At 71.8% G+C, this 23,936-nt stretch carries 20 protein-coding genes, 2 tRNA genes and 1 other RNA gene; 13 read left to right on the top strand and 10 right to left on the bottom strand.

Annotated features, from left to right (window positions below; all coding sequences use genetic code 11):
• Window positions 1-147: 147 nt before the first annotated feature.
• Window positions 148-233 (bottom strand) — tRNA-Ser (locus IEZ25_RS12490).
• A gap of 94 nt (window positions 234-327) precedes the next feature.
• On the opposite strand from IEZ25_RS12490, the gene ffs reads away from it, so the two are divergent.
• The 11 genes from ffs to IEZ25_RS12545 all read left to right on the top strand — a co-directional run bounded on the left by ffs (window position 328) and on the right by IEZ25_RS12545 (window position 9,829).
• Window positions 328-418: signal recognition particle sRNA small type (gene ffs, locus IEZ25_RS12495), an RNA gene on the top strand.
• A 78-nt stretch (window positions 419-496) separates the two neighbouring features.
• Complete coding sequence (locus IEZ25_RS12500) at window positions 497-2,650, top strand: DNA polymerase III subunit gamma and tau (RefSeq protein WP_191199786.1); 2,154 nt, start codon at window positions 497-499, stop codon at window positions 2,648-2,650.
• Window positions 2,651-2,687: 37 nt separating this feature from the next.
• Window positions 2,688-3,086 carry a YbaB/EbfC family nucleoid-associated protein gene (locus tag IEZ25_RS12505; protein ID WP_191199787.1) on the top strand — a complete coding sequence of 133 codons (399 nt, stop codon included), beginning with the start codon at window positions 2,688-2,690 and terminating at the stop codon, window positions 3,084-3,086.
• 9 nt (window positions 3,087-3,095) lie between these two features.
• On the top strand, window positions 3,096-3,692 hold the full coding sequence (gene recR / locus IEZ25_RS12510; protein WP_191199788.1) for a recombination mediator RecR: 597 nt from the start codon (window positions 3,096-3,098) through the stop codon (window positions 3,690-3,692).
• Window positions 3,689-4,267 carry a DUF5063 domain-containing protein gene (locus tag IEZ25_RS12515; protein ID WP_191199789.1) on the top strand — a complete coding sequence of 193 codons (579 nt, stop codon included), beginning with the start codon at window positions 3,689-3,691 and terminating at the stop codon, window positions 4,265-4,267. The genes recR and IEZ25_RS12515 overlap by 4 nt, the downstream gene beginning before the upstream one ends.
• 92 nt (window positions 4,268-4,359) lie before the next feature.
• Window positions 4,360-5,670 (top strand): aspartate kinase, encoded by a 1,311-nt coding sequence (locus tag IEZ25_RS12520; RefSeq protein ID WP_191199790.1) that lies wholly within the window; start codon window positions 4,360-4,362, stop codon window positions 5,668-5,670.
• Entirely contained in the window at window positions 5,667-6,725 is a 1,059-nt protein-coding gene (locus IEZ25_RS12525) for an aspartate-semialdehyde dehydrogenase (RefSeq protein ID WP_191199791.1), read from the top strand. The genes IEZ25_RS12520 and IEZ25_RS12525 overlap by 4 nt, the downstream gene beginning before the upstream one ends.
• A 168-nt stretch (window positions 6,726-6,893) precedes the next feature.
• A complete protein-coding gene (locus IEZ25_RS12530) occupies window positions 6,894-7,121 on the top strand; it encodes a hypothetical protein (protein ID WP_191199792.1) in 228 nt (75 codons plus the stop codon).
• A 205-nt stretch (window positions 7,122-7,326) separates the two neighbouring features.
• Window positions 7,327-8,232, top strand: a complete 906-nt coding sequence (locus IEZ25_RS12535; RefSeq protein WP_191199793.1) for a DUF4397 domain-containing protein — start codon at window positions 7,327-7,329, stop codon at window positions 8,230-8,232.
• Window positions 8,229-8,945, top strand: a complete 717-nt coding sequence (locus IEZ25_RS12540) for a class F sortase (protein WP_191199794.1) — start codon at window positions 8,229-8,231, stop codon at window positions 8,943-8,945. The genes IEZ25_RS12535 and IEZ25_RS12540 overlap by 4 nt, the downstream gene beginning before the upstream one ends.
• Entirely contained in the window at window positions 8,945-9,829 is an 885-nt protein-coding gene (locus tag IEZ25_RS12545; RefSeq protein ID WP_191199795.1) for a hypothetical protein, read from the top strand. Before IEZ25_RS12540 ends, IEZ25_RS12545 begins: the two co-directional genes overlap by 1 nt.
• A gap of 65 nt (window positions 9,830-9,894) precedes the next feature.
• Here IEZ25_RS12545 and IEZ25_RS12550 read toward each other — a convergent pair whose 3' ends face one another.
• From IEZ25_RS12550 to IEZ25_RS12575, 6 genes are all read right to left on the bottom strand, one after another.
• Window positions 9,895-10,959 carry a multicopper oxidase domain-containing protein gene (locus tag IEZ25_RS12550; protein ID WP_191199796.1) on the bottom strand — a complete coding sequence of 355 codons (1,065 nt, stop codon included), beginning with the start codon at window positions 10,957-10,959 and terminating at the stop codon, window positions 9,895-9,897.
• Window positions 10,960-10,991: 32 nt separating this feature from the next.
• Complete coding sequence (locus IEZ25_RS12555; protein WP_191199797.1) at window positions 10,992-12,605, bottom strand: cupredoxin domain-containing protein; 1,614 nt, start codon at window positions 12,603-12,605, stop codon at window positions 10,992-10,994.
• A gap of 32 nt (window positions 12,606-12,637) precedes the next feature.
• Complete coding sequence (locus IEZ25_RS12560; RefSeq protein WP_318152202.1) at window positions 12,638-16,354, bottom strand: ThuA domain-containing protein; 3,717 nt, start codon at window positions 16,352-16,354, stop codon at window positions 12,638-12,640.
• Window positions 16,355-16,578: 224 nt separating this feature from the next.
• Window positions 16,579-16,652 (bottom strand) — tRNA-Pro (locus tag IEZ25_RS12565).
• A gap of 102 nt (window positions 16,653-16,754) precedes the next feature.
• A complete protein-coding gene (locus tag IEZ25_RS12570) occupies window positions 16,755-17,384 on the bottom strand; it encodes a dihydrofolate reductase family protein (RefSeq protein WP_191199798.1) in 630 nt (209 codons plus the stop codon).
• A gap of 18 nt (window positions 17,385-17,402) precedes the next feature.
• Window positions 17,403-18,338 carry a metallophosphoesterase gene (locus IEZ25_RS12575; RefSeq protein ID WP_191199799.1) on the bottom strand — a complete coding sequence of 312 codons (936 nt, stop codon included), beginning with the start codon at window positions 18,336-18,338 and terminating at the stop codon, window positions 17,403-17,405.
• A 26-nt stretch (window positions 18,339-18,364) separates the two neighbouring features.
• Between IEZ25_RS12575 and IEZ25_RS12580 the strand changes: the two genes are divergently transcribed.
• On the top strand, window positions 18,365-18,823 hold the full coding sequence (locus IEZ25_RS12580; protein WP_191199800.1) for a GatB/YqeY domain-containing protein: 459 nt from the start codon (window positions 18,365-18,367) through the stop codon (window positions 18,821-18,823).
• Here IEZ25_RS12580 and IEZ25_RS12585 read toward each other — a convergent pair.
• Window positions 18,820-21,159, bottom strand: a complete 2,340-nt coding sequence (locus IEZ25_RS12585) for a transglycosylase domain-containing protein (RefSeq protein WP_191199801.1) — start codon at window positions 21,157-21,159, stop codon at window positions 18,820-18,822. The two genes, IEZ25_RS12580 and IEZ25_RS12585, sit on opposite strands and share 4 nt — an antisense overlap.
• A gap of 193 nt (window positions 21,160-21,352) precedes the next feature.
• On the opposite strand from IEZ25_RS12585, the gene IEZ25_RS12590 reads away from it, so the two are divergent.
• Window positions 21,353-21,640, top strand: coding sequence for a WhiB family transcriptional regulator (locus IEZ25_RS12590; RefSeq protein WP_191200124.1), 288 nt, complete (start codon window positions 21,353-21,355; stop codon window positions 21,638-21,640).
• 31 nt (window positions 21,641-21,671) lie between these two features.
• On the opposite strand, the gene IEZ25_RS12595 is transcribed toward IEZ25_RS12590, so the two are convergent.
• Together IEZ25_RS12595 and IEZ25_RS12600 are read right to left on the bottom strand one after the other, a co-directional pair.
• The gene (locus IEZ25_RS12595) at window positions 21,672-22,823 is read right to left on the bottom strand and encodes an ArsA family ATPase (RefSeq protein ID WP_191199802.1); all 1,152 of its coding nucleotides are present in this window, start codon (window positions 22,821-22,823) and stop codon (window positions 21,672-21,674) included.
• On the bottom strand, window positions 22,820-23,848 hold the full coding sequence (locus IEZ25_RS12600; protein WP_191199803.1) for an ArsA-related P-loop ATPase: 1,029 nt from the start codon (window positions 23,846-23,848) through the stop codon (window positions 22,820-22,822). Before IEZ25_RS12600 ends, IEZ25_RS12595 begins: the two co-directional genes overlap by 4 nt.
• Window positions 23,849-23,936 lie beyond the last annotated feature (88 nt).

Here is a 23,936-nt window from a genome sequence, read left to right on the forward strand (position 1 = left end):
GGCGAACTGCTCCGTGAGCTCACCATCGACCCCACCCGCAACTACCAGCCACTAGGCCGACCGCCCGGCCCCAAGCCCGGACAACACAGAAGGCCGGACCCAGAATCTGGGTCCGGCCTGTCCGGTATCTCCTGAGAGATCACACGGCGGAGGTAGGGGGATTCGAACCCCCGAGGGCTATTAACCCAACCCGCTTTCCAAGCGAGCGCCATAGGCCACTAGGCGATACCTCCGCCGAGGAGAGTACCGGTCGGCTCGCGGCGCGGTGAAATCGCCTGCCGTCCCCGGGTTTGGGCGGCCGTCACCGGCTCGCCTAGACTCCCCGGCAACCCCCCACGCGGCGTCACCTCGCCCAATTCCCCCAGGGCCGGAAGGCAGCAAGGGTAAGTGAGCTCTAGCGGGTGCGTGGGGGGCCTCTTCATGTCCGGGGACGGCCGTCCCCGCGGGCGCTCTCCCGCGGTGTGCAGTGTGGGTGCGCCCGGTTAGGGTTCACGACGTGGAGTCACCGCTCGCGCTCTATCGCCGCTACCGGCCCGAGACCTTCCAGGAGGTCATCGGGCAGGACCACGTGACCGAGCCGCTCCGCGCCGCCCTCGCGGCCAACCGCGTCAACCACGCCTACCTCTTCTCGGGTCCCCGCGGCTGCGGCAAGACCACCTCCGCGCGGATCCTGGCGCGCGCGCTCAACTGTGCGCGGGCGCCGATCTCCGACCCGTGCGGCGAGTGCGACAGCTGTCGTGACCTCGCGCGCGGCGGCCCGGGCTCCATCGACGTCATCGAGATCGACGCGGCCTCGCACGGTGGTGTCGACGACGCCCGCGACCTGCGCGAGAAGGCGTTCTTCGCGCCGGTGCGCGACCGCTACAAGGTCTACATCATCGACGAGGCCCACATGGTCACCACGCAGGGCTTCAACGCCCTGCTCAAGCTGGTCGAGGAGCCGCCGCCGCACCTGCGGTTCATCTTCGCCACGACCGAGCCCGACAAGGTGCTGCCGACGATCCGCTCGCGCACCCACCACTACCCGTTCCGGCTCATCCCGCCGCGGCTGCTCAGCGACTACCTCTCCCAGCTCGCGGGGGAGGAGGGCGTCGCGATCGAGCCGGCCGCCCTGCCCCTGGTCGTACGAGCCGGCGCGGGGTCGGCGCGCGACACGCTGTCGGTGCTCGACCAGCTCCTCGGGGGCGCCGGACCGGCCGGGGTCACCCACAAGCTGGCGACCGACCTGCTCGGCTTCACCCCCGACTCGCTGCTCGACGAGGTCGTCGAGGCCTTCGCGACGCGCGACGGGGCAGCCGTCTTCTCCGTCGTCGACAAGGTCGTCGAGACCGGCCAGGACCCGCGGCGCTTCACCGAGGACCTGCTCCGCCGGCTGCGCGACCTCGTCATCGTCACCGCCGTGCCCGACGCCCCGGCGACCGGGTTGATCGACGTCTCCGAGGACGCCGGCGAGCGGCTCGTCGCGCAGGCTGCGCGCTTCGGCGCGATCGAGCTCAGCCGGGCTGCCGACATCGTCGCCGCCGGACTCACCGAGATGCGCGGCGCCACCGCCCCGCGGCTGCTGCTCGAGCTGCTCTGCGCCCGCGTGCTGCTGCCCGGCGCCGACCACACCTCCGACGGCGTCATGGCCCGCCTCGAGCGACTCGAGCGCCGTCTGGACGTCACCGGAGTGCCCACCGGAGCAGCCGCCGCGCGCGCGGCGGTGCCGGCCCCCGCCGAGCCGACCCACGCCGAGCCGGCCCACGCCGAGCCGACCCGGGTCGAGCCTGCCCGGGTCGAGCCTGCTCCCGAGCCTGCTCCAGCCGCGCCCCGCAGCGACGAGCCCGCCCCGCCGCCACCGATGCCCACCGCGGCTCCGATGCGTGACGACGGCCCGGCCCCGCCGCCGCCGATGCCGATGCCGACCAGCGCCCCCGAGGCGCCACCCGCCCCGCCCACGGTCGCCGAGCCCGCCACCGCCCCGGCCGCTCCGGTCGCGGCGCCCGACGCCCCGGTGGCCGACCAGCCCGCCGGACCGCGCGGCGGCCTCAGTCTGGTCGACGTGCGCCGCCTGTGGCCCGACATCCTCGAGCAGACCAAGAACCGGCGTCGGCTGGCGTGGATGGTGCTCTCCCAGCACGCCCATGTCGTCGACGTCGACGGCACCCGCCTGACCGTCGGGTTCGCCAACGCAGGTGCCCGCGACTCCTTCGTGAACGGCGGCTGCGACGAGATCCTGCGCCAGGCCGCGATCGACGTCGTCGGGATGGACTGGCGCGTCGAGTCGATCGTCGACCCGAGCGGCGCGGCCGCCGAGGCGCCGGTCGTCCGCCAGGCCGCGACCGACCCCCAGGGCCCGCCCGCCGCCGCACCCGGTGCCCCGGCTCCGGAGACACCCGACGGTCCGCCCGCCTGGGTCACCGGCGACGCGGCGGTGCCCACCGCCGCACCCGCGCCGCCCGCGGAGCCGGCCGTGTCCGCGGCGCCTGCCCGCGAGGCGCTCGAGGCCGCCCGCTCGGGAGGCGTTCCCCAGGCCGCCGAGCCGGTCCGCTCGGCCGACGACGACGTGCACCCCGACGACCCCGACGCCGACTCCGCCGCGATCGACACCGAGTCGCTGCTGAGCCAGACGCTCGGCGCCAAGCTGATCGAAGAGATCAAGAACGACTGACCCGCTCCAACCACTCACCTCTCACGTGGGAGATCCGATGACCCAGAACCCCTTCGACGCCCTCGGTGGCGGCGGCTTCGACATGAACGCCCTCCTCCAGCAGGCCCAGCAGATGCAGCAGCAGCTCGAGGAGGCGCAGGCCAACCTCGCCCAGCAGACCGTCGACGGCACCGTCGCCGGCGGCGCCGTCGTGGTGACCGCCAACGGTGTGGGCGAGCTCGTCGGGGTGACGATCCGCTCCGGGGAGTTCGACGGCAGCGACCCCGACGACCTGTCCGACCTCTCCGACCTGATCGTCGCCGCCTACCGCGACGCGCGCGCCAAGTCCGAGGCTCTCGCCGGCGACTCGCTCGGTCCGCTCACCGAGGGACTCGGTGGCAGAGCCGGTGGCGAGGGTGGCGGCGGCCTCGGCTTCCCGCCGCCCAGCCTGGGCTGAGGGACTTCGTTGTACGAGGGTGTCGTCCAGGACCTCATCGACGAGCTGGGCCGGTTGCCCGGCGTCGGTCCGAAGAGCGCGCAGCGCATCGCCTTCCACCTGCTGCAGGCCGAGCCCGTCGACGTACGCCGCCTCGCCGACGTGCTGATCGAGGTCAAGGCCCGGGTGAAGTTCTGTTCGGTGTGCTTCAACGTCAGCGAGGACGAGCAGTGCCGGATCTGCCGCGACGAGCGGCGCGACCCGAGCGTGCTGTGCGTCGTCGAGGAGTACAAGGACGTCGTCGCGATCGAGCGCACCCGCGAGTTCCGCGGCCGCTACCACGTGCTCGGCGGGGCCATCTCGCCGATCGACGGCATCGGCCCCGACCAGCTGCACGTCAAGGAGCTGATGCCGCGGCTGGCCGACGGCACGGTCACCGAGGTCATCCTCGCCACCGATCCCAACCTCGAGGGCGAGGCCACCGCGACGTATCTCACGCGGCTGCTCGCCCCCATGGGGTTGCGTGTGACCCGATTGGCGAGTGGACTGCCAGTGGGCGGCGACCTCGAGTACGCAGACGAGGTGACGCTCGGACGAGCGTTCGCCGGAAGGAGATCGGCCCAATGAGTGACATCGACATCAGGTTCGAGGAGCAGATCGCGGACTCCGTGACGAGCTTCCTCGTCGCGGTGCGCGAGATCGCGCGCGAGGGCAACGGCCAGCAGGCGGTGTCGTTGCTCCTGCTCGAGATCAGCCAGGTGCTGCTCGCCGGTGCCCGGCTCGGCGCCCAGACCGACTTCAGCCCGCGCGAGGAGTTCCAGCCCGACGTCGGCCCCGAGGCCGACATCGACGAGCTGCGCCTGCGCCTCGCGGAGATGCTCGGCGGCGTCGACGCCTACACCTTCGTCTTCGACCCCTACGTCCCCGAGGTCGTCGAGAGCCGGCTGTCCGACGACCTCGCCTCCATCGCGATCGACCTCGAGAACGGTCTGCGCCACTTCCGCGCCGGCAACGTCGACGAGGCGCTGTGGTGGTGGCAGTTCTCCTACGTCAACAGCTGGGGCAACCTCGCCGGCGCCGCGCTCAACGCGCTCATCACCGTCGTCGCGCACGACCGCTTCGACACCGACTTCGAGGCCGATGCCGACCAGCTCGAGGTCGCCGATGAGATGCTCGAGAGCGCCCCTGCCGCGCAGCCGTAGAATCGGGGGAGTCCGGCCGGCAACGGCGCCGCCGGGCACGCCAGACGTACGCGGTCGCTGACGGCCGCACCCCGATCCGTAGAGGTTCAACCGTGGGCATTGTCGTGCAGAAGTACGGCGGCTCCTCGCTCGCCGACGCCGACGCCATCAAGCGCGTCGCCCGACGCATCGTGGACATCAAGAAGGCCGGTCATGACGTCGTCGTCGCCGTGTCCGCCATGGGCGACACGACCGACGACCTGCTCGACCTGGCCAACGGCGTCTCGCCGCTCCCTCCGGCGCGCGAGATGGACATGCTGCTGACCGCCGGCGAGCGGATCTCGATGGCGCTGGTCGCGATGGCCATCAGCGACCTCGGCTTCACCGCCCGGTCGTTCACCGGCTCGCAGGCCGGCGTGATCACCGACTCGGTCCACGGCAAGGCCAAGATCATCGACGTCACGCCGGGCCGCATCACGCAGGCCATCGGCGAGGGCCACATCGTCATCGTCGCCGGCTTCCAGGGTGTCTCGGCCGACACCAAGGAGATCACCACGCTCGGCCGCGGAGGCACCGACACCACGGCGGTGGCACTCGCCGCGGCCCTCGAGGCCGACGTCTGCGAGATCTACACCGACGTCGACGGCGTCTTCACCGCCGACCCGCGCATCGTGCCGTCCGCGCGCAAGCTCGACACGGTCTCCTACGAGGAGATGCTCGAGCTCGCGGCCTGCGGCGCCAAGATCCTGCACCTGCGGTGCGTCGAGTACGGACGCCGCTACGGCATCCCGATCCACGTCCGCTCGTCGTTCAGCCAGCTCGAGGGCACCCGGGTCAGCAACGACGCTCGCCCCGACGCACAGCCCGATCTGCAGCCCACGGGAACCACCCAGGGAGACACCATGGAACAGCCCATCATCGCCGGCGTCGCCCACGACCGGAGCGAAGCGAAGATCACGGTCGTCGGCGTGCCCGACAAGGTCGGCGAGGCCGCCCGCATCTTCGAGGCGCTGGCCGACGCACAGATCAACCTGGACATGATCGTGCAGAACGTCTCCGCTGCCGCGACCAGCCTGACCGACATCTCCTTCACGCTGCCGCGCACCGACGGCCAGAGCGCGATGAGCGCGCTCGCCCGGATCCAGGCCGAGGTCGGCTACGACAAGCTGCTCTACGACGACAAGATCGGCAAGGTCTCGCTGATCGGTGCGGGCATGCGCTCGCACCCCGGCATCACCTCGAAGTTCTTCGGCGCCCTCGCCTCGGCCGGCGTCAACATCGGCATGATCTCCACCTCGGAGATCCGGATCTCGGTGATCGTCGACGAGGCGTCCGTCGACGACGCCGTGCGCGCGACGCACACCGCCTTCGACCTGGACGCCGACGAGGTCGAGGCCGTGGTCTACGGGGGCAGCGGACGATGAGCATCAACATCGGCATCGTCGGCGCCACCGGGCAGGTCGGTGTCGCGATGCGCCAGATCCTCCTCGAGCGGGCCCACTCCGGACTGATCGGCCCCGCCGACCAGGTGCGCTTCTTCGCCTCGTCGCGATCGGCCGGCACGGTGCTGCCGTTCGGCGACCGCGAGATCACCGTCGAGGACGCCGGGAGCGCCGACCCGTCCGGCCTCGACATCGCGCTCTTCTCGGCCGGGGCCACCACCTCGCGCGCGCTCGCCCAGAAGTTCGTCGACGCCGGCGTGATCGTCGTCGACAACTCCTCGGCGTACCGCAAGGACCCGTCGATCCCGCTGGTCGTCTCCGAGGTCAACCCCGATGCGATGGCGTCGGTGATCGAGGCCGGTCGCGGCATCATCGCCAACCCCAACTGCACGACGATGGCCGCGATGCCGGTGCTCAAGCCCCTGCACGAGGAGGCCGGGTTGACCCGGCTGGTCGTCTCGACCTACCAGGCCGTCTCCGGATCCGGTGTGGCCGGCGTCGACGAGCTCGCGAGCGGCGTGGCCGAGGCGGGTGACAAGGCGCGCGAGCTGGCCTACGACGGTGCCGCGATCGCGCTGCCCCAGCCGGTGACGTACGTCGAGCCGATCGCCTACAACGTGCTCCCGATGGCCGGCTCGATCGTCGACGACGGCCTCGGCGAGACCGACGAGGAGCAGAAGCTGCGCCACGAGTCGCGCAAGATCCTCGGCATCCCCGATCTGCTGGTGTCGGGGATCTGCGTGCGCGTCCCGGTCTTCACCGGCCACTCGCTGGCGATCAATGCCGAGTTCTCGCGTCCGCTGACGCCCGCTCGCGCCCGGGAGATCCTGGCGACCGCGGCGGGCGTCGAGCTCGACGAGGTGCCGACCCCGCTGAAGGCAGCCGGCAAGGACCCGTCCTACGTCGGTCGCCTCCGCCAGGACGAGGGCGTCCCGGACGACCGGGGCCTCGCGCTGTTCATCAGCAACGACAACCTGCGCAAGGGCGCGGCCCTCAACACCGTCCAGATCGCCGAGCTGGTCGCCGCGGCTCGCTGACGACGCGGGCGGTCACGGCGTACGACGTCGGCGCGCGGACCTCGGCACCGGGTTCGTCGCGCGGAGCTGGTGAGCCACCACGACCTGAGCGAGCCAATCCGCGGGGCCTCCGGCCACGAATGACTCGCAGGGGCGAGCACCCGACCCGCCCGGGACGCAGGAGTGGTCATGAGCAGACTGGCCCTTGATCTGAACCGACGTGGCGTCGTGGGTCGTCCGGCGCCGCGGCACGCCGCGACAGCCGGCTCGGCTGCGCGACAGCTGTCGCGCGGCGCGGTCGCCGTGGTGGCCTTCGTGGCGCTGTTCGCCGCGCTGGCGCTCGTGCTCTCGACCCTGACGGGGAGCACCGACGTGGACCCGGTCCGGTCGCCGGCAGCCCTGGCGCAGACGAGCTGAGGGACTGACCCACGCTCGGAGTGGGCACCCGTGGTCTAGTCCGCGTGTCCGCGCAGAGCCACACGACGTCCACATCCCGGCCCGGGGTGACACGTCAGGGCAACAGTTCGGTCCCGTGACGGTGGGCCGGCAATCCACGGAGGGACCACCCCCGAACGACGCGCGATGGACGCGTACCCGACACGTCCGAGACGCAGGAGTGGTCATGAAGAGACTGACGTTGCTCTCCCTCGCAGGGGCGCTGGCGATCGCAGGCGCCGCCACCGCGGCCCCGGCTGCGCAGGCCGCAGGGAGCACTCGACCCGACACCGCCCGCCTCACGGTGGTGCAGGCCCTGCCGGGTCAGAGCCTCGACGTCGACATCGACGCCGACACCGTGACCCGCGGCTCCGACACCGGCGACCTCGCAGGACCCTTCACCGTGCCGGCCGGGCGGCACCAGGTGACCTTCCGCGACGCCTCGGGCGGCGTCGTGGTCGCGACTGCCGTGGACCTCGCGCCCGGCAGCACCCAGGACCTGGTGGTCCACCTCCCCGCCCAGGTCGACGGCGACCCCGTCGCGACGGTGTACGAGACCCCGACCCAGCCCCTCGCCAGCGGCAAGGCCCGCGTCCTGATCGCTCACACGGCCTCCGTCGCGCCGGCCGACGTGCGCCTCGACGGCTCGGTCGTCTTCCGCAACATCGCCAACGGTGAGTTCGCCACCGCCGACGTGGCCGAAGGCGACCATGTCGCCGAGCTCCTGCCGTCCGGGCTCGCCGCGCGTCCGATCCTGGGCCCGCTCGGGGTCGAGCTGAAGCCGGCGACCGCGACGATGGTCTACGCCGTGGGCAACACCGACGACCTCTCGATGCAGGCCATCTCGCACAGCATCTCGCTCGGCGCGAGCAACGAGGACGCCCCCACCACGATCGCCGCCGGCAGCGAGGGGCTCGCGGCGGGGATCCCCGTCACGCCGTTCTCCGGAGCGGCCTCCACCTCCTCCGCTGCCGACCAGGAGCGAGGCGAGGGTCCGGCGGACTGGATGGTCTTCGGCGGGCTGGCAGGAGCGCTGTCGCTGGCAGCCATGGTCCTGGCCCGCAGTCGGATCACCGCCGACGTCGCGCCGTGAGCCGACAGGCCCCGCGGCACTCCGCGAGGGCCGGCACGCGCGTGGGCCCGATGTCCGGTGAGGCGCGCTGGGTGGCGGCCCTCGTCGCCGTGCTCGCCGCGCTGGCCGTCGTCGTCGCCAGCTGCACGGGGAGTGCGAAGAGCGCGGGCGAGGCCGACGCCGATCCGCCTGCGTCGACCGCGGCCGTCGCCCAGCCGGCCTCACCGCGCGCTGCCGAGCCCGCGCGGCGCACGGGATCCGTGATCCCCGAGCGACCCCGGAGCGTCCGGCTGCCGAGCGGCCGGACGGTCCCGGTGGTCCCCGTCTCGACCCTGCCCGACGGCACCCTGGACGTCCCCGGCGACGTGGACGTCTCGGGCTGGTGGCGGGGCGGGTCGCGCATCGGTGACCCGTTCGGCTCGGTGCTGCTGTCGGCACACGTCGACTCGGCGACCCAGGGGCTCGGGCCGTACGCCGAGCTCCTGGGCGTCAGCGCCGGCGACACCGTCGTGCTCTCCTCGGCCGGACTGCGCCAGGAGTACGCCGTGAGCTCACTGAGGCTGCTCGACAAGGGAGCGCTGGCCGACGACCCCTCGATCTCGTCCCCGGCCGGTCCCCACCGGCTGACCCTGGTGACCTGCGCGGGGCCCTTCGTCCCGAGCAGGGGCGGCTACCAGCGGCTGGCGGTCGTCACCGCCGAGGCTGTCAGCCCGCCCACCGAGAAGAGCTCGTGATGTCCGACGACGGACTCGAGGCCACGCCGAAGGTCGTGGGGCCGCGCCCGCGGCCACGGCTGACCTCGTCGGCGCTGCGACGCAACGCCCCGGACGGGGTGGCGGCGGCCGGCGCCAGGAGGCCGCAGCCGACCCCGATGCCGACCCCAAGCACCGAACCCCAGCCCGAGCCGGTGGGTCCACGTGGCAGGCGCCCGGCCGTCGCGGGTGCCGTCGGAGCCGTCCTGCTGGTGGTGCTGGGGCTCGCGTGCGTCATCCGTCCGGCCGTCGATCGCCCGGTGGGGGTCGCGACCGGTGCCGGCTCGGCCGCCGAGGCGCGCCGGGCGGGTCGGTTCGACGCCCCGGTCGCTCTGGCGCCCGACTCCGAGCGCGTCGAGACGGAGGTCCTCGACGACGGTGATCTCCAGGTGACCCACTGGGTCGCGACGAGCGTCGACATCGACCAGGTCCGCCTGGGCCTGCCGACCAGTCCCGCGCTCGCGGACGTCGACCTGTCCGCGACCGGCGTGACGCTCGCCGCGGACGGCGTACGCCTGGACGGCGCCGGCGACGTGACCCGCGAGCCCGTGGTGCCGCCACCGGGTACCCGTCGGCTCTACGTGCAGTACGTCCTGCCGGGCGCCGTGCAGGACAGTGACTCGGCCACGGGGCGCGCACTGGCCACCGTGACCGCGCTGGAGCTCGGCCTGGCGGGACGCTCGCTCGCCCGGACCCAGGCGTTCCCCGGTGGCGACGTCCTGGCGCTGGCCTGCCTGGGACGAGGCGTTCGGGCGGTCCCCGAGCCGTGCGGTGCCTCGACGGACGGCGTCTGGCAGGTCGCGTCGGCCGCCGGCGACGCACCCGTCGTGATCGCGCAGCTCGACCTCGCGACGGCCCGGAGATGACCCGGAGATGACGGACGGACCCACGCCAGGCGTGGGTCCGTCCGTGGCCGCTGCGAGTCGTCCTCCTAGTGGTGAGCCCCGTCGCCCATGGGCATGTGGCCGTGCTCGGGCGGCCAGTCGCCGGCGGGTGGGCGCCCCTGCCGGTCGTGGACGTGGAAGTAGGTGCTCATGCCCATGTCGGAGTGCGTCTGCAGGTGGCAGTGCAGCATCCAGTGGCCCGGCCCGGACCCTTCCCCGGCGACGACCTGGAAGCCGAAGCTGTCGCCGGGGCCGATGGTCTTGTTGTCGATGACCGGGACCATGTCGGCCCAGGCGTCGTCGGGCAGCATCCCGGTGCGGGTGTCGGCCCAGGTGTGGCCGTGCAGGTGCCACGTGTGCAGCTCGGATCCGAGGGCGATGTTGACGAACTCGATCCGCTCGCCCTGGTTGGCCACGATGCTGGTGTTGGAGCGCACCGGGTTGGCCGGGTCGTAGGTGTCGGTGTCGGGGTAGCGACGGGCGTTGAGCTCCATCCCGTCCCCGAACGCCGTCACGTAGGTCGACACCGGCAGGGGGTCGTTGCGCCGACGCACGATCAGCGCACCGAACAGCCCGGCCTCGAGCCCGCCGGTGCCGTGCTGGGTGCCCACCACGTGGTCGTGGTACCACCAGTAGCCCGCCGACCCGGCGATGCCGTTGGCCCGCGCGGCGGGTCGGGCCCACCACACGTAGCTGCGGGACTCGCCCGGCGCCACCCACGACCCGCTGTGGACGGTGCCGTCGGAGTCCTGCCCGTAGCGCACCCCGTGGGCGTGCAGCGAGATGCCGATCGGGGTGTGCTCGTCGGTGCGCAGCGCCTCCAGCGTCTCGGCCGAGACCTCGTTGTGCAGCACGATCTCGATGGCCTCGCCCTCGACCATCTCGATCGTCGGACCCGGCACGGACGCGGTCTCCGGCGTCCGGCCGTAGCCGATGCGCTTCTCGCCGGAGTAGTCCGGCAGCTCCACGGCGTACAGCTGGATCCGGCGGCTCGGCGACGGGAAGCCGGCCGGGACGGCGGCCTCCGCGCCCTGCAGGGCTGCGGCGCCGCCGACGACGACGACCGGTCCGGCGCCGAGGCCCCGGAGGATGGATCGACGGGTGGGGGACATGCGGTGTCCTTTCGACTGGGACGACTCGGTCATCACGCGCCCTGCCTTCCGACGTCGGACCGGTTGGCGGCGCTCACGATGCGCGAGCGCTCGGCGCCGGTGACGTAGCCGTCCTCGAGGAGGCCGGCGAGCACCGAGCGGACGTGGACCATGAACGCGTCGTGGCTCGACCAGCGGGCCTCGTCGCGGATCAGGTCGTCGATCGTGCAGGAGCCGTCGCCGGTGACGCGGTTGCGCACGTCGGTCCCGATGGTGCCCATGACGACCACCGGGCTCGGGTCGGGTGTCGGACAGGCCGGGGCGGCGGTGTCGGCGACGATGGTGAAGCCTACGGTGCCGACCTCGGAGACGTTGCCGCCGAGGTCCACCGCGCGGTACTGCATCGTGTGTGCGCCCTCCTCGTCGACGGTCACGGGCTCGTCGTACGTCGTCCAGTCGCCGTCGTCGAGCAGGTACTCGGTGCGTGCCACGCCCGAGCCCTCGTCGGTGGCGTCGAGGGTGACGGTGACCTCGCCCCGGTAGGCCCAGGTCGCGTCCTGGGTGCCGGCGATCGACGCGGTCGCCACGGGAGGCTCGGTGTCGTCGTCGGGCGCCTCCACGACGGTGAAGGACAGCTCGCCGACCTCGGAGACGTTGCCGGCCGCGTCGGTGGCCCGGTAGGTCACCGTGTGGTCGCCGACCGCGGTCACGTCGAACACGTCGGTGTAGGCCGTCCAGTCACCGCCGTCGAGGGTGTACTCCACGGAGGCGATCTCGGACTGTGCGTCCTGGGCGTTGATCATCACCTCGGCCCGACCCAGGTAGGCGCCGTCGTCGTTGGTCTCGCCGTGCACCATGCCCTCCACCGTCGGGGGCGTCGTGTCCGGCCCGTCGGCCGCGACCACCGAGAAGGCCTCGTTGCCCTCCTCGGAGACGTTGCCGGCCTCGTCGGTCGCGCGATAGCCGATGGTGTGGTCGCCGACCTCGTCGACGACGACCGGCTCGGTGTAGGGCTGCCAACCCAGGTCGTCGACCTGGTACTCGACCGAGGCCAGCCCGCTGCCGCCCTCCTCGTCCGTGGCGCGCACCGTGGCGGTGGCCTGACCGATGTAGGCGCCGTCGGCGTCCTGGTCACCGGCCAGCGACACCGCGACCTCCGGAGGCGTGGTGTCCTCGTCCGGGTCACCCCCGCCGCCGCTGGTGACGACGAGCAGGCCCTGCATCTGGCCGTGGCCGGGGATCGTGCAGAAGAAGCGGTACGTCCCGACGCTCAGGTCGACCTCGACCTCCCAGCGACCGCCGTTCTCGTCGCTGGGCGAGGCCAGGATGTCGACGTCGACGTCGTCGTTGTACTGCCCGCCGGAGGTGTCGAACGTCAGCGTGTGCTGCAGGCCGCTGGTGTTGCCGGTCGCGGTCGAGTTCTCGAACACGATGGTCGCCGGGCCGGAGGTCGCCTCGGTGGTCTGCGACGCGTAGGCGGTGGTGCTGTTGTTGCCGGTCCAGGTCAGCGTCTGCGCCGCTGCCTGCTCGGCCGAGGCCGGCGCGGCGGCCGCGACAGGTGCGAGCGTCGCAGCGGCCGGTGCCGCCGGCGCCGCCCCGAACGCCGGGCCGAAGGCGGCAGCTGCCACCAGCCCGGCCAGCAGTCCGTACGTGATCCTCTTCGTCATCTCGGTGGTCCTCTCGGTGCTCCGGGTCGCCCTCATCGCTGCTGCACCCGGATGTTGCGGAACTCCGCGGCGTCGCGGTCGCTGTGGTTCTGCAGACCGAGGTAGCCGGAGAGGAACTGACGCATGTCGGTCGGCGGGTCGCCGGCACGCGACGACTCCTGGCCGGGTGCGTTGGTGAAGGTGTTGATGCGCACCCCGTTCCGCGTGATCGTGTACTGCTGGCCCTGGACCCGGATCTCGTAGTCGTTCCAGACGTTCTTCGCCGTCGGACGAGCGGCCTGCAGGCCCACCGGGTCGAAGTTGTAGACCGACCCGGTCTTCTGGGTCTCGCCCTCCTCGCCGTCGTAGATCTGGATCTCGTGGCCGCAGTAGATGGCCACCCAGGCCTGCGAGGTGCGGGCCGAGCCGGTCGTCCCGCACGAGCCGGCGGGCCGGTCCTCGAGCGGGGTCCGCAGGTCGGGGAACCGCGTGAACACGCCGGTGTTGGCGCGCGCGCCCTCCGGTGCGATGTCGCGGAACTGCAGGCGCACGGTGAAGTCACCGAACGGCCGCTCGGCGTACCACAGCATCCCGAGACCGCCGGAGGTGCGCAGCGTGCCCTGGCCGGTGCGCCGGAAGTTGCCGGACGGTGCCTGCTCCCACTTGCGGAACGAGGCGGCCGAGCCGTCGAAGATCGGCGTGTACGGCGGCGCCACCCCCACGCCGGAGCTGACCGCGGCCCGCTCCATGGCCCGCTTCTCGATCGCGTTGATCGACCGGTCGGCGACCATGCGCCGGGTGAGGGCCGTGACGTAGGCGGTGAACTCGGCCTGCGAGCCCCACGCGCTCTCGTCGTCGACGACGTCGTTGAGCGTGCACCCGCCGCCGACGTCGAGGTTGAAGACCCCGGTGTCGTCGCCGAGGAACCACACGGTCTCGCGAGCGTCGGGGGCCGGGCAGCTCACCTCGAGCGGCACGGTGTTGGTGGCCTCCTCGCCGTCGGTGTAGCCGACGGTCAGCGTCACCTCGTGCGTCCCGCCCTCGGTGAAGGTGTGGGTGGGGTTCATCTGCGTCGAGGTGGTGCCGTCACCGAAGTCCCAGGCCCAGGACGTGCCACCCGGGGCCCGGAACGAGTAGCGGGTGGGCGTGGCCTGCGTGGTGGGCGCAGCGTCGTACGCCGCCGCGGCAGTGCGCAGGTCCTGGTCGGCCATGGCCCGCATCTGGCTCGGGGTCGGAGTGGCCGGACCACCCTTGTAGACGACGCGGATGAGCTTCTGGTTGGGGTGGAGGCTGAAGAAGCCGCCGCCGTAGTCGAGCAGGTAGAGCGCGCCGTCCTCGCCGAACTTGGCGTCCATCCAGCTCTGCAGCTGCTGGGGCCCGTTGCCGCCGGGGATGATCTTGCGCAGGTCCTCGGCATAGGCGGGCGGACCGGCCTGGGACACGGTGCCGGGGTCGACGGTCACCGCGACGCGGTTGTTGGCGTTCGACTGGTCGCCGATGAGCCACTTCCCCTCCCAGTACGCCGGCCACGCGACGTCGCTGTCGGGGTCGACGTCGTCGCGGCGGTAGGTCGGGCCGGACATGATGGCCTGGCCGCCACCGCGCAGGTAGGGCTGGGTGAAGGTCTGCTCGTCGGCCTCGTAGGTGGGCACGCCGCTGCCGTCGCCGCGCTCGGGGAACACCGGTCCGCCACCCGAGGGCGAGTACCAGATCATGTTGCCCCGGGCGTCGGGGATGTCGACCAGGCCGGTGTTGCGCGGCGAGGTGTTCTGCAGGTCGTCGCAGTCGTACCAGTCGCCCGGCTCCTCGGCGTCGGTGTTGCTGCGGTCGCGGTAGGGCTGCTTGTTGCCCATGCAGAAGGGCCAGCCCTGGTTGCCCGCGGAGGTGATCACCGTGGCGGTCTCGTACTTCGCCGGGCCCCACGTGGTGCTGGGCTCGGAGGCGTCGGGGCCGACCCAGCCGGCGGTCAGCCAGTCGGTCTCGGTGTCGATCTGCAGGCGCGAGATGTTGCGCACGCCCATCACGTAGATCTCGGGGCGGGTCTTGCCGCCGCCCTCCTCGTTGCCGGTGAACAGGTTGCCCGCCGGGACGGAGTAGGTGCCGTCGTCCTCGGGGTGGATCCGGATGACCTTGCCGTTGAGGTCGTTGGTGTTGCCCGAGGTGCGGCGCGCGTCCTGGAAGGACAGCCCCTGGTAGTCCTCGGTCCAGTTGTTGCCGGAGTAGCCCCCGGAGCCGCCGGAGGAGTTGCTGTCGCCGGAGCCGATGTAGAGGTTGCCGTCGGAGTCGAAGGCCATGCCGCCGCCGGCGTGGCAGCAGGAGTGGATCTGGGTCTCCCACTCCAGCAGGTCGACGCGGGTCGACTGGTCGATGCTGTCGGCCGCGGGGTCGTAGGTGAAGCGCGAGACGGTGCGCATGCCCACCCGGCGGTCACGGTCGATCGACTCGTGCGGCATCCAGTAGGTGTAGAGCCAGTTGTTCTCGGCGAAGTCGGGGTCGGCGACGATGCCGAGCAGCCCCTCCTCGTTCTTGACCAGCTCGTCGCCGCTGCCGCGGTTGCCCATCACGTCGAGGGTGGTGAGCAGCGAGACGTCGCCGGTGTCCGGGTCGTAGCGGTGGATGGTGCCGCAGCCGAGGCCGACGTCCGGGTCGTCCCAGCTCGCGACGGGGCCGGACGGGCAGGAGGCCTTGCCGACGTAGAAGACGTCGCCGCCGGGAGCGACCGTGAGCCCGTGGGACTCCCCGATCTGGTCGAGCTCGCCGGGCTGGTTGGGCGCGGTGAGGCGCTCGACCTCGTAGTTGGAGGCGATGGTGGCCTGGCAGTCGCCGCGCACCATGCCCGCCGTCCACTGCAGCGCACCGGCGAGGTGCGAGCGGAACGCGTCGTTGTCGAACGACGCCGCGGTGGCGCCCATCCCGGTGTAGAACGAGCGGCCGCGCTGCACGTCCTGGCACCAGGAGATGGGGTGGAACGGGCCGTTGCCGTCGACCGAGCCCGCCGACGGAGCGTAGGTGCTCTCGTTGACCTGGGCGATCGTGTGGACGTTGCCCAGCGGGTTGGTCTCCCAGTTGGTCCACCGGTCCGTGGCCTCGAAGGTGTAGCCGAGACCCCGACCAGCGGGGTGCTGGCGGTCGAGCACGTCGACCGTGGCGCGCTGCGGCTTGAAGGGACTGTTGGTCGCGCGAGCGCCGACGAGCGAGGTGAACCAGGCGTTGGCGGCCTGGGCGCGGACGGCGTCGTGGACACCGAGGAACCCGCCGCCGCCGTTGACGAACTCGCGCAGGCCGCGCAGCTGGGCCCCGTTGAGGGAGGCGCCCTCGTTGGAGAGGAACACCACCGAGCGGAAGCGGCTGAGGTCGCTGGCGAAGATCGCCGGGTCTTCCGAGACCTCGGTGGCGAAGCCGTGCTGGGTGCCGAGCTGGCGCACGGTGTTCGCCGCCTTGGCCACGGCGTCCTCCTGGCGCGCCGCGGGCCCGTGGAAGACGAGCACCGTGGGACGGGCGGCGGCCGCGACGGCGGCCATCGTCGTGGGCGTCGCCATCGGCCCGACGAGCGCGTCGGTGGAGCTCGCCGGCGCGGCGCTCGTGGCCTCCGGGCCGGCCGGATCGTCTGCGCCGGCCGCCCCGCTGGGCGCGAGCCCGAGGCCGACGACGCAGGCGAGTGCGGCGCCCGCTGCGATGGTGCTGCGCCGCCAGCGACGGGCACGAGCCCGTCCGGACGGCGGGCCGGAAGCTGCTGCTCCTGGACGTGGGCATGACTGTGCTGTGCGCACTGGCTGGGTCCTTTCCCGAGAAGACAAGCCGTACGAATTCTTTACCCAACGTAAGTCGTTGTGTCTGTCGTCACAAGAGGTTCGGCACCATCAATCGTCAACTTTTGACTGGTGCGCGACAAAACTCTTCGCGGCGACGGCGAGGGTGGGAAGACCCCGGAAATGACGAACGGACCCACGTCTCCGTGGGTCCGTCGTCGCGGATGTCCTGCGACATCACTGGGTCGGGCTGACAGGATTTGAACCTGCGGCCTCCTCGTCCCGAACGAGGCGCGCTACCAAGCTGCGCCACAGCCCGCCGACCAGCCGGGATCCTGCATGGCAGGAAACCTGTCTGGGCAACGCCGGCGAGCATACCGGAGCGATCGAGGGCTCTTGAAATCGCCCCGGCCCGGTGGACTCAGTCCGGCCGGCGCCGGGTCAGGCTGAGGTGGACCACGCCGCTCGGCGCGACGACGGACTCGATGTGGAAGCGGGCCTCCAGGCCCTCCAGACCGTCCCAGAGCGGGGTGCCACGACCGAGCACGATCGGCACCACGGCGACGTGCAGGTGGTCGACCAGGTCGGCGCCCACGAAGGCCCGGACCGTGCTCGCGCCGCCACCGATGCGGACGTCGAGATCGCCTGCGGCATCGCGAGCGACCGCGAGCGCCTCGGCCGGCGAGGCGTCGAGGAAGTGGAACGTCGTGCCGCCCTCCATCTGCAGCGGATCGCGCGGCCGGTGCGTGAGGACGTACGTCGGGGTGTGGAAGGGCGGGTCCTCGCCCCACCAGCCGCGCCAGTCGGGGTCGTCCTGCCAGCCGGGCGGCCCGAACTTGTGCGCGCCCATGATCTCGGCGCCGAAGCCGACGTCGTACTGCCGGCCGTAGAGCGCGTCGATGCCGTTCGGTGCACCCTCCTGCCACGTGGCGAAGCGCCACTCGTGCAGCTTCATCCCCGCATGGCCAAACGGCGTCTCGAGGGTCTGCGGCTCACCCGCACCGCAGCCGTCGAGCGAGATCGCGAAGTTGGTCACGCGGACGAGCGGCATGGGGCTCCTCAGGGGCGGTCAGGACGGGGCGACGAGCGTCATCAAGGTGGCCTCGGGCCGGCAGGCGACCCGGAGCCGTACGTAGGGGTTGGTGCCCAGCCCGGCCGAGACGTGCAGCCAGGCCGAGACGTCGTCACCGGGCGCCGAGTCGGCCGGGTGGCGGTGCAGGCCGCGGGCACGGGCGGGGTCGAGGTCGCAGTTGGTGGTCAGCGCGCGACCCCGGCCGTCGAGGGTGGGCAGGCACACCTGGCCGCCGTGGGTGTGCCCGGCGATGATCGCGTCGTAGCCGTCGGCGGCGAACTGGTCGAGGACCCGGAGGTACGGCGCGTGGGTGACCGCGAGCCGCACGTCGGCGCCCGGGTCGGCCGGCCCGGCGACCCGCGCGAGGTCGTCGTACCTCAGGTGCGGGTCGTCGACGCCCGCGAAGGCGATGGAGGTGCCCCCCACCTTCAGCGCGCCGAAGCCGTTGGTGAGGTCGATCCAGCCGGCGGCGCCGAACCGCGCCTTGAGCTCGGGCCACGGCAGCTGCGGGGCGCGGGTGTTGCGCTTGCCGGTGTCGGGCAGGAGGTAGCGCAGCGGGTTGCGCAGGCCGGGTGAGTAGTAGTCGTTGGAGCCGAGGACGTAGACACCCGGCACGTCGAGCAGCGCACCGAGCGCGTCCGTGACGACCGGCACCGACCGCATGTGCGAGAGGTTGTCGCCGGTGTTGACCACGAGGTCGGGCTCCAGGGCCGCCAACCCCCGCAGCCACTCCTGCTTGGCCCGCTGGTCGGGAGCCATGTGGATGTCGCTGAGGTGCAGCACCTTCAGGGGCGCGTGCCCGGCCGGCAGCAGCGGCACGGTCACCCGGCGCAGGGTGTACTGGCGGGCCTCCCACGCGGCGTACGTCGCCAGGCCGGCGCCGGCGACCGCGCCCAGGGTGGCGGTGCGACGCAGGAGCGGGAGGAAAGCCATTCGCCAAGGCTGCCACAATGGCTGGCATGAGTGCCCTGAAGGACCGTCTGCGTGCCGACCTCACGACCGCCATCAAGGCGCGTGACGAGCTGCGCTCCTCGACGCTGCGGATGGTGCTGACCGCCATCACGAACGCCGAGGTCGCCGGCAAGGAGGCCCGCGAGCTCTCCGACGACGACATCCTGGGCGTCCTGTCGTCGGAGGCCAAGCGTCGCCGCGAGGCCGCGACGGCCTTCGCCGACGGCGGCCGCGCGGAGATGGCCGCCAAGGAGGCAGCCGAGGGCGAGGTCATCGCCGACTACCTCCCGACCCCGCTCACCGAGGCGGAGATCAGCGAGCTGGTCACCGCCGCCATCGCCCAGACCGGCGCCGCCGACGAGGGCATGCGCGCCATGGGCAAGGTGATGGGCGTGGTCACGCCGCAGGTGAAGGGGCGCGCCGACGGCGGCGCGGTCGCCGCCGAGGTGCGCAGGCAGCTGGGCTAGCCGCGACCGCCGCGGCCCTTCCCCTTGCCCTTGCCCTTCGGAGGCATGTAGCCGGTCGAGGTGTAGAGGGTGACCGTGTCGCCGCTGCTGAGCCGCGTGCCTGCGTCGGGCGAGGTCTTGGCCACCAGCCCCTCGTCGGTCCGGGAGTTGACCGGGCCGCCGTCGGCGACGGTGAAGCCGGCCGCCTGGAGCTGGGCGGTGGCCTCCTCGACCGAGATGCCGGTGACGTCGGGCACGCTGCTGAGGACGCCGGCGATCTCGTCGCCGGCCGGCGCCTGGAAGTTCTCGTCGGGGAGCTTGGCCGAGATCGTGGCCATCGCGTCACCCCAGATCGGGCCCGCGAACCCTGATCCGGACGCCGAGTAGATGTAGCGGCCGCCGATCGTCTGGCCCTCCAGCTCGAGCCACTGGCCCTCACCGTTGGCGCCGGCGATCATCGCGGCAGCGGCGAGCGCGGGCGTGTAGCCGACGAACCACACGGAGCGTCCGTCGTTGGTCGTGCCGGTCTTGCCGGCCGAGGGCTTGCCGATCTGGAGCGCATTGCCGAAGCCACCCTCCATCACGCCGCGCAGGATGTCGTTGACCGCGTCGGCCGTCGCACCGGGCATGACCTGCTGGCAGCTGGGTGCGAAGTCCTTGAGCACCTCGCCCGAGGAGTCGAGCACCTGGGTCACCGGCCGCGGGTCGCAGTGCAGGCCCCGGGCCGCGAAGGTGGCGTAGGCCTGGGCCATCGTCAGCGGATCGACGTCCGAGACGCCCAGGATCCACGACGGCACCTGCTGCGCGGGTGGGACGTCGACGCCCATCTGCTTGGCGAGGTCGAGCGGCTCGCACATCCCGGTGCGCGTCTCGAGCTGGGCGAAGAACGTGTTCACCGAGTTCTGGGTGCCGGTGTAGAGGTTGTAGGTGCCGTAACCGGTGGAGTTCTGCGGGTCCCAGCCCTTGCCGTCGCCGCGGTAGGGGCCGTCGCAGGTCTCGAAGTCGGAGTCGTCGAAGTGCATCGTCTGCGGCGCGTTGATGGTCGTGCTCAGCGGGATGCCCTGGTTGATCGCCGAGGCGAGCACGAAGGCCTTGAACGTCGAGCCGGCCTGGAAGCCGTTGGCGTCGCCGTACTCCTTCGGCACCACGTAGTTGAGGTAGGTCTGGCCCGCGTCGCGATCCTTGCCCATCGGCCGCGACTGGGCCAGGGCGCGCACGTCCCCGGTGCCGGGCTCGACCATCGCCAGACCGCCGATGGCCTGGTCGGTGGGATAGACGTGAGAGGAGACCGAGTCGTCGGCAGCCTGCTGCATGTCGATGTCCACGGTCGTGTGGATCTGCAGGCCGCCCGTCTTGAGGGTGCGCGCGCGCTCCTTGGCCGTGTCGCCGAGCACCGGGTCCTTCATCAGCCAGTTGACGACGTAGTCGCAGAAGAACGGCGCCCGTGACTGCTGGCAGCCGTTCGGCGTGGTCGTGACGTTGAGCGTCTTGGCGATCGGGCGCTTCTTGAGCTTCTCGGCCCGCTTCTCCTTGATGACACCGAGCTGGGCCAGCCGGTCGAGGACGACGTTGCGGCGGCTCTCGGCACGCTCGGAGTTGTCGATCGGGTCGTAGCCGACGGGGTTCTTCACCAGGCCGGCCAGCGTGGCCGCCTGCAGCATGTTGAGGTCCTTGGCGTCCTTGGAGAAGAAGTGCCGCGCAGCCGACTGCACGCCGAAGGCACCGTCGCCGAAGTAGGCGATGTTGAGGTAGCGCTCGAGGATCCAGTCCTTGGTGTGGTTCTGCTCGAACGCGATCGCGTAGCGCAGCTCACGGATCTTGCGAGCGTAGGTCTCCTCCGTGGCTGCGGCCTTCTCCTCCGGCGTCTCGGCCTGGTAGAGCAGCGTCTGCTTCACCATCTGCTGCGTGATCGAGGAGCCGCCCTGCACGGCACCGCCGTTGGCCTGGTTGGTGACGAAGGCGCGCAGCGTCCCCTTGAGGTCGAGCGCGCCGTGGTCGTAGAAGCGATAGTCCTCGATCGCCACGATCGCCTTGACCATGGGGCGCGAGATCGACGTGAGCGGGACGTTGATCCGGTTCTGGTCGTAGAGCGAGGCGATCGGGTTGCCGTTGACGTCGTAGATCGTGGTCCGCTGCGACAGGTCCTTGGCCTCGAGGGACTCGGGGAGGTTGACCATCCCCTTGCTGACGTCCTTCGCGGCCACGCCCGCCAGTCCGGCGAACGGGATGGCGAGGCAGGCGGTGAGGACACCCATGACGACCGCGACGGCGCCCATCACCGCGACGTGCGAGGCGATGCGACCGGCGCCGAGACGTCCGCTGGAGTCCGACGGCGGACGCGGCGAGGGGGAAGACATGGGCCCTAGGGTACGTGGGAACCACATAGCACCTTCAATTCCAGTTGCGCAGCCGGATAGTCCATTCGGACTACTCGAATTGAGCCACCTGGTCCTGCCGCACCTGCTAGCGATTCGTTTACTTTTCTCTTACGAGCCGGGGATGGCCGCTATGGGGGCGGCCGACCAGCTCACACACCGTGGGGATATGACTATGTGGGTTGAGGACTGGGCGACACGCGCCGCGTGCAAGAGCGACACTCCGGACGCGCTGTTCGTGCGGGGCGCCGAGCAGAACAAGGCCAAGCAGGTGTGCGCGGGCTGCCCCGTGCGGACCGAGTGCCTGGCCGAGGCTCTGGACAACCAGATCGAGTGGGGTGTCTGGGGTGGCATGACCGAGCGTGAGCGCCGTGCGCTGCTCCGCCGCCGCCCCGACTCGTCGTGGCGCTCGATCCTCGAGACCGCCCGCACCAAGGTCGAGGCTCCCGCCGTCTCCGTGTGATCCCGGCAGATCGGCCAGTGCTGCTCGCTGACTAGCGCTGCTCCGCCAGGCTCGTCCCGATCGCGCGCAGGCCCTCGAGGTCGTGCACGTCGGAGGCCATCGCCGCCGCGACGGCCGACGGCACCTGCGGGTGCGAGGCGGCGAAGCGCTCGCGCAGGTGCTGCTCGCGCTCGACGATGCGGACCCGGTCGGCGTGCAGCTGGAGCAGTCCGGCGGTCAGCGACGACGAGTCGCCGGCGCGTAGCCGTTCGGCGGCCGTGATCGCGGCCTCCGCCGACAGGTCGGTGCGAGCCGGCGGGCTCGCCCGGTTGACGACGAGACCGGCCAGCGGCATGTCGTCGTCGGTGAGCCGGTCGACGAAGTACGCCGCCTCCCGCAGGGCGTCCGGCTCCGGGGCCGCGACGACGACGAACGCCGTCCCGTCGGCCTGCAGCAGCGCGAAGGTCTTCTCGGCGCGCTGGCGGAAGCTGCCGAAGAGCGTGTCGAGGGCGGTCACGAAGGTCTGCACGTCGCGCAGCATCTGTCCGCCGAGGATCTTGCCCAGGGCGCTGGTCACGACCGACAGGCCGGCCGTCATCAGCCTGGCCGGTCCACGAGCCGGCGCCACGAGCAGGCGGATCAGCCGACCGTCGAGGAAGCTCGAGAGGCGCTCGGGTGCGTCGAGGAAGTCGAGCGCCGAGCGGGACGGCGGCGTGTCGACGACGATCAGGTCGTAGGTGCCGTCCGTGAGCGCCTCGCGGTGGAGCTGGCCGAGCTTCTCCATCGCCATGTACTCCTGGGTCCCGGCGAACGAGCTCGAGAGCGCGATGTAGAAGGGGTTCTCGAGGATCTGCTTGGCCTTCTCCGGCGAGGCCTGCCCCTCGACGACCTCGTCGAAGGTGCGCTTCATGTCGAGCATCATCGCGTCGAGCGACCCGCCGGCTGCCGGGTCGACGCCCGTGACCGGCCGCGGGGTGTTGTCGAGCTGCTCGATGCCCATCGACTGCGCCAGCCGGCGAGCCGGGTCGATCGTCAGCACGACCACCTTGCGCCCGCGCTCGGCAGCCCGCAGCGCGAGTGCGGCCGACGTCGTCGTCTTGCCGACACCACCCGAGCCGCAGCACACGATGATCTCGGTGCCGCGGTCGTCGAGCAGCGCGTCCACGTCGAGCACCGGCGGGCCCGGACGACGGCGGGCCGTCATGCCATCCCCTGGCGCCGCAGCAGCTGGGCCAGCTCGACCAGGGCCCCGTGGTCGATCCCGCCGGCGAGGCGCGGCAGCTCGTAGATCGGCACGCCCTCGGTCGCGACGAGGTCGCGCTGCTCGTCCTCGAGCCGGCGGCGTACGGCGTGGTCGCGCGCCTCGTCGAGCAGGGAGGTGACCAGCGCCTGGTCCACGTCGACCTGTGCGCGCTTGAGGTCGGAGGCGACGGCGGTCGGGTCGACCTCGTCGTCGTGCACCTGCGCGAGGGCGCTCGCGCCCAGCGCCTGCGGTCGCACCAGGTTGACCACGACGCCACCGACGGGCAGGCCGGCGGAGCGCAGCTCGGCGATCCCGTCGGAGGTCTCCTGCACCGGCATCTCCTCGAGGATCGTGACGAGGTGGACGGCCGTGTGCGCCGAGCGCAGCAGCGCCATCACCTTGTCGGCCTGGGTCTTGATCGGGCCGACCTTGGCCAGCCCGGCCACCTCGGAGTTGACGCCGAGGAACTGCGAGATCCGCCCGGTCGGCGGCGCGTCGAGCACCACGGCGTCGTAGGTGATCGCCTCGCGTCCCCGCCCGCTCGCGCGAGGGCGCTGGACGGCCTCGTAGACCTTGCCGGTCAGGAGCACGTCGCGCACGCCCGGCGCGACGGTGGTGGCGAAGTCGATGACACCGAACCGGTCGAGGGCCTTCCCTGCCCGCCCGAGCTTGTAGTACATCGCGAGGTACTCCAGCAGCGCGGACTCCGGGTCGATGTGCAGCGCGTGGACCTGACCGGCGCGACCGTCCTGGTCCGGCGCGCCCTTGGTGATCCGGCGCTCCTCGTAGGGCAGCGGATCGGTGTCGAACATCCGCGCGATCCCCTGCCGGCCCTCGACCTCGCACAGCAGCACGTTGCGCCCGGACGAGGCCAGCGCCAGGGCGAGGGCGGCCGCGACCGTCGACTTCCCGGTGCCGCCCTTGCCGGTGACGACGTGGAGGCGCACCTGCGGCCAGTCGACGGTCCGATCGGGGTGCGCGCTCACGTGGCGAGCGTAGCGAGGGGGCACGGCGGGCCTGCGTGCGCGGACCCCGGAGGGATCTTCCACTGCGACTAAAGGACCTTATTGATCT

The organism is Nocardioides hwasunensis (assembly GCF_014779665.1).
In the GTDB taxonomy this organism is placed as follows: Bacteria; Actinomycetota; Actinomycetes; order Propionibacteriales; family Nocardioidaceae; genus Nocardioides; species Nocardioides hwasunensis.

Coding starts and splice junctions, on each gene's coding strand:
- IEZ25_RS12505 (WP_191199787.1), top strand. CDS start 2,688: ATGACCCAGAACCCCTTCGACGCCCTCGGTGGCGGCGGCTTCGACATG.
- IEZ25_RS12515 (WP_191199789.1), top strand. CDS start 3,689: ATGAGTGACATCGACATCAGGTTCGAGGAGCAGATCGCGGACTCCGTG.
- IEZ25_RS12525 (WP_191199791.1), top strand. CDS start 5,667: ATGAGCATCAACATCGGCATCGTCGGCGCCACCGGGCAGGTCGGTGTC.
- IEZ25_RS12530 (WP_191199792.1), top strand. CDS start 6,894: ATGAGCAGACTGGCCCTTGATCTGAACCGACGTGGCGTCGTGGGTCGT.
- IEZ25_RS12535 (WP_191199793.1), top strand. CDS start 7,327: ATGAAGAGACTGACGTTGCTCTCCCTCGCAGGGGCGCTGGCGATCGCA.
- IEZ25_RS12545 (WP_191199795.1), top strand. CDS start 8,945: ATGTCCGACGACGGACTCGAGGCCACGCCGAAGGTCGTGGGGCCGCGC.
- IEZ25_RS12550 (WP_191199796.1), bottom strand. CDS start 10,959: ATGTCCCCCACCCGTCGATCCATCCTCCGGGGCCTCGGCGCCGGACCG.
- IEZ25_RS12555 (WP_191199797.1), bottom strand. CDS start 12,605: ATGACGAAGAGGATCACGTACGGACTGCTGGCCGGGCTGGTGGCAGCT.
- IEZ25_RS12570 (WP_191199798.1), bottom strand. CDS start 17,384: ATGCCGCTCGTCCGCGTGACCAACTTCGCGATCTCGCTCGACGGCTGC.
- IEZ25_RS12575 (WP_191199799.1), bottom strand. CDS start 18,338: ATGGCTTTCCTCCCGCTCCTGCGTCGCACCGCCACCCTGGGCGCGGTC.
- IEZ25_RS12580 (WP_191199800.1), top strand. CDS start 18,365: ATGAGTGCCCTGAAGGACCGTCTGCGTGCCGACCTCACGACCGCCATC.
- IEZ25_RS12585 (WP_191199801.1), bottom strand. CDS start 21,159: ATGTCTTCCCCCTCGCCGCGTCCGCCGTCGGACTCCAGCGGACGTCTC.
- IEZ25_RS12590 (WP_191200124.1), top strand. CDS start 21,353: ATGTGGGTTGAGGACTGGGCGACACGCGCCGCGTGCAAGAGCGACACT.
- IEZ25_RS12595 (WP_191199802.1), bottom strand. CDS start 22,823: ATGACGGCCCGCCGTCGTCCGGGCCCGCCGGTGCTCGACGTGGACGCG.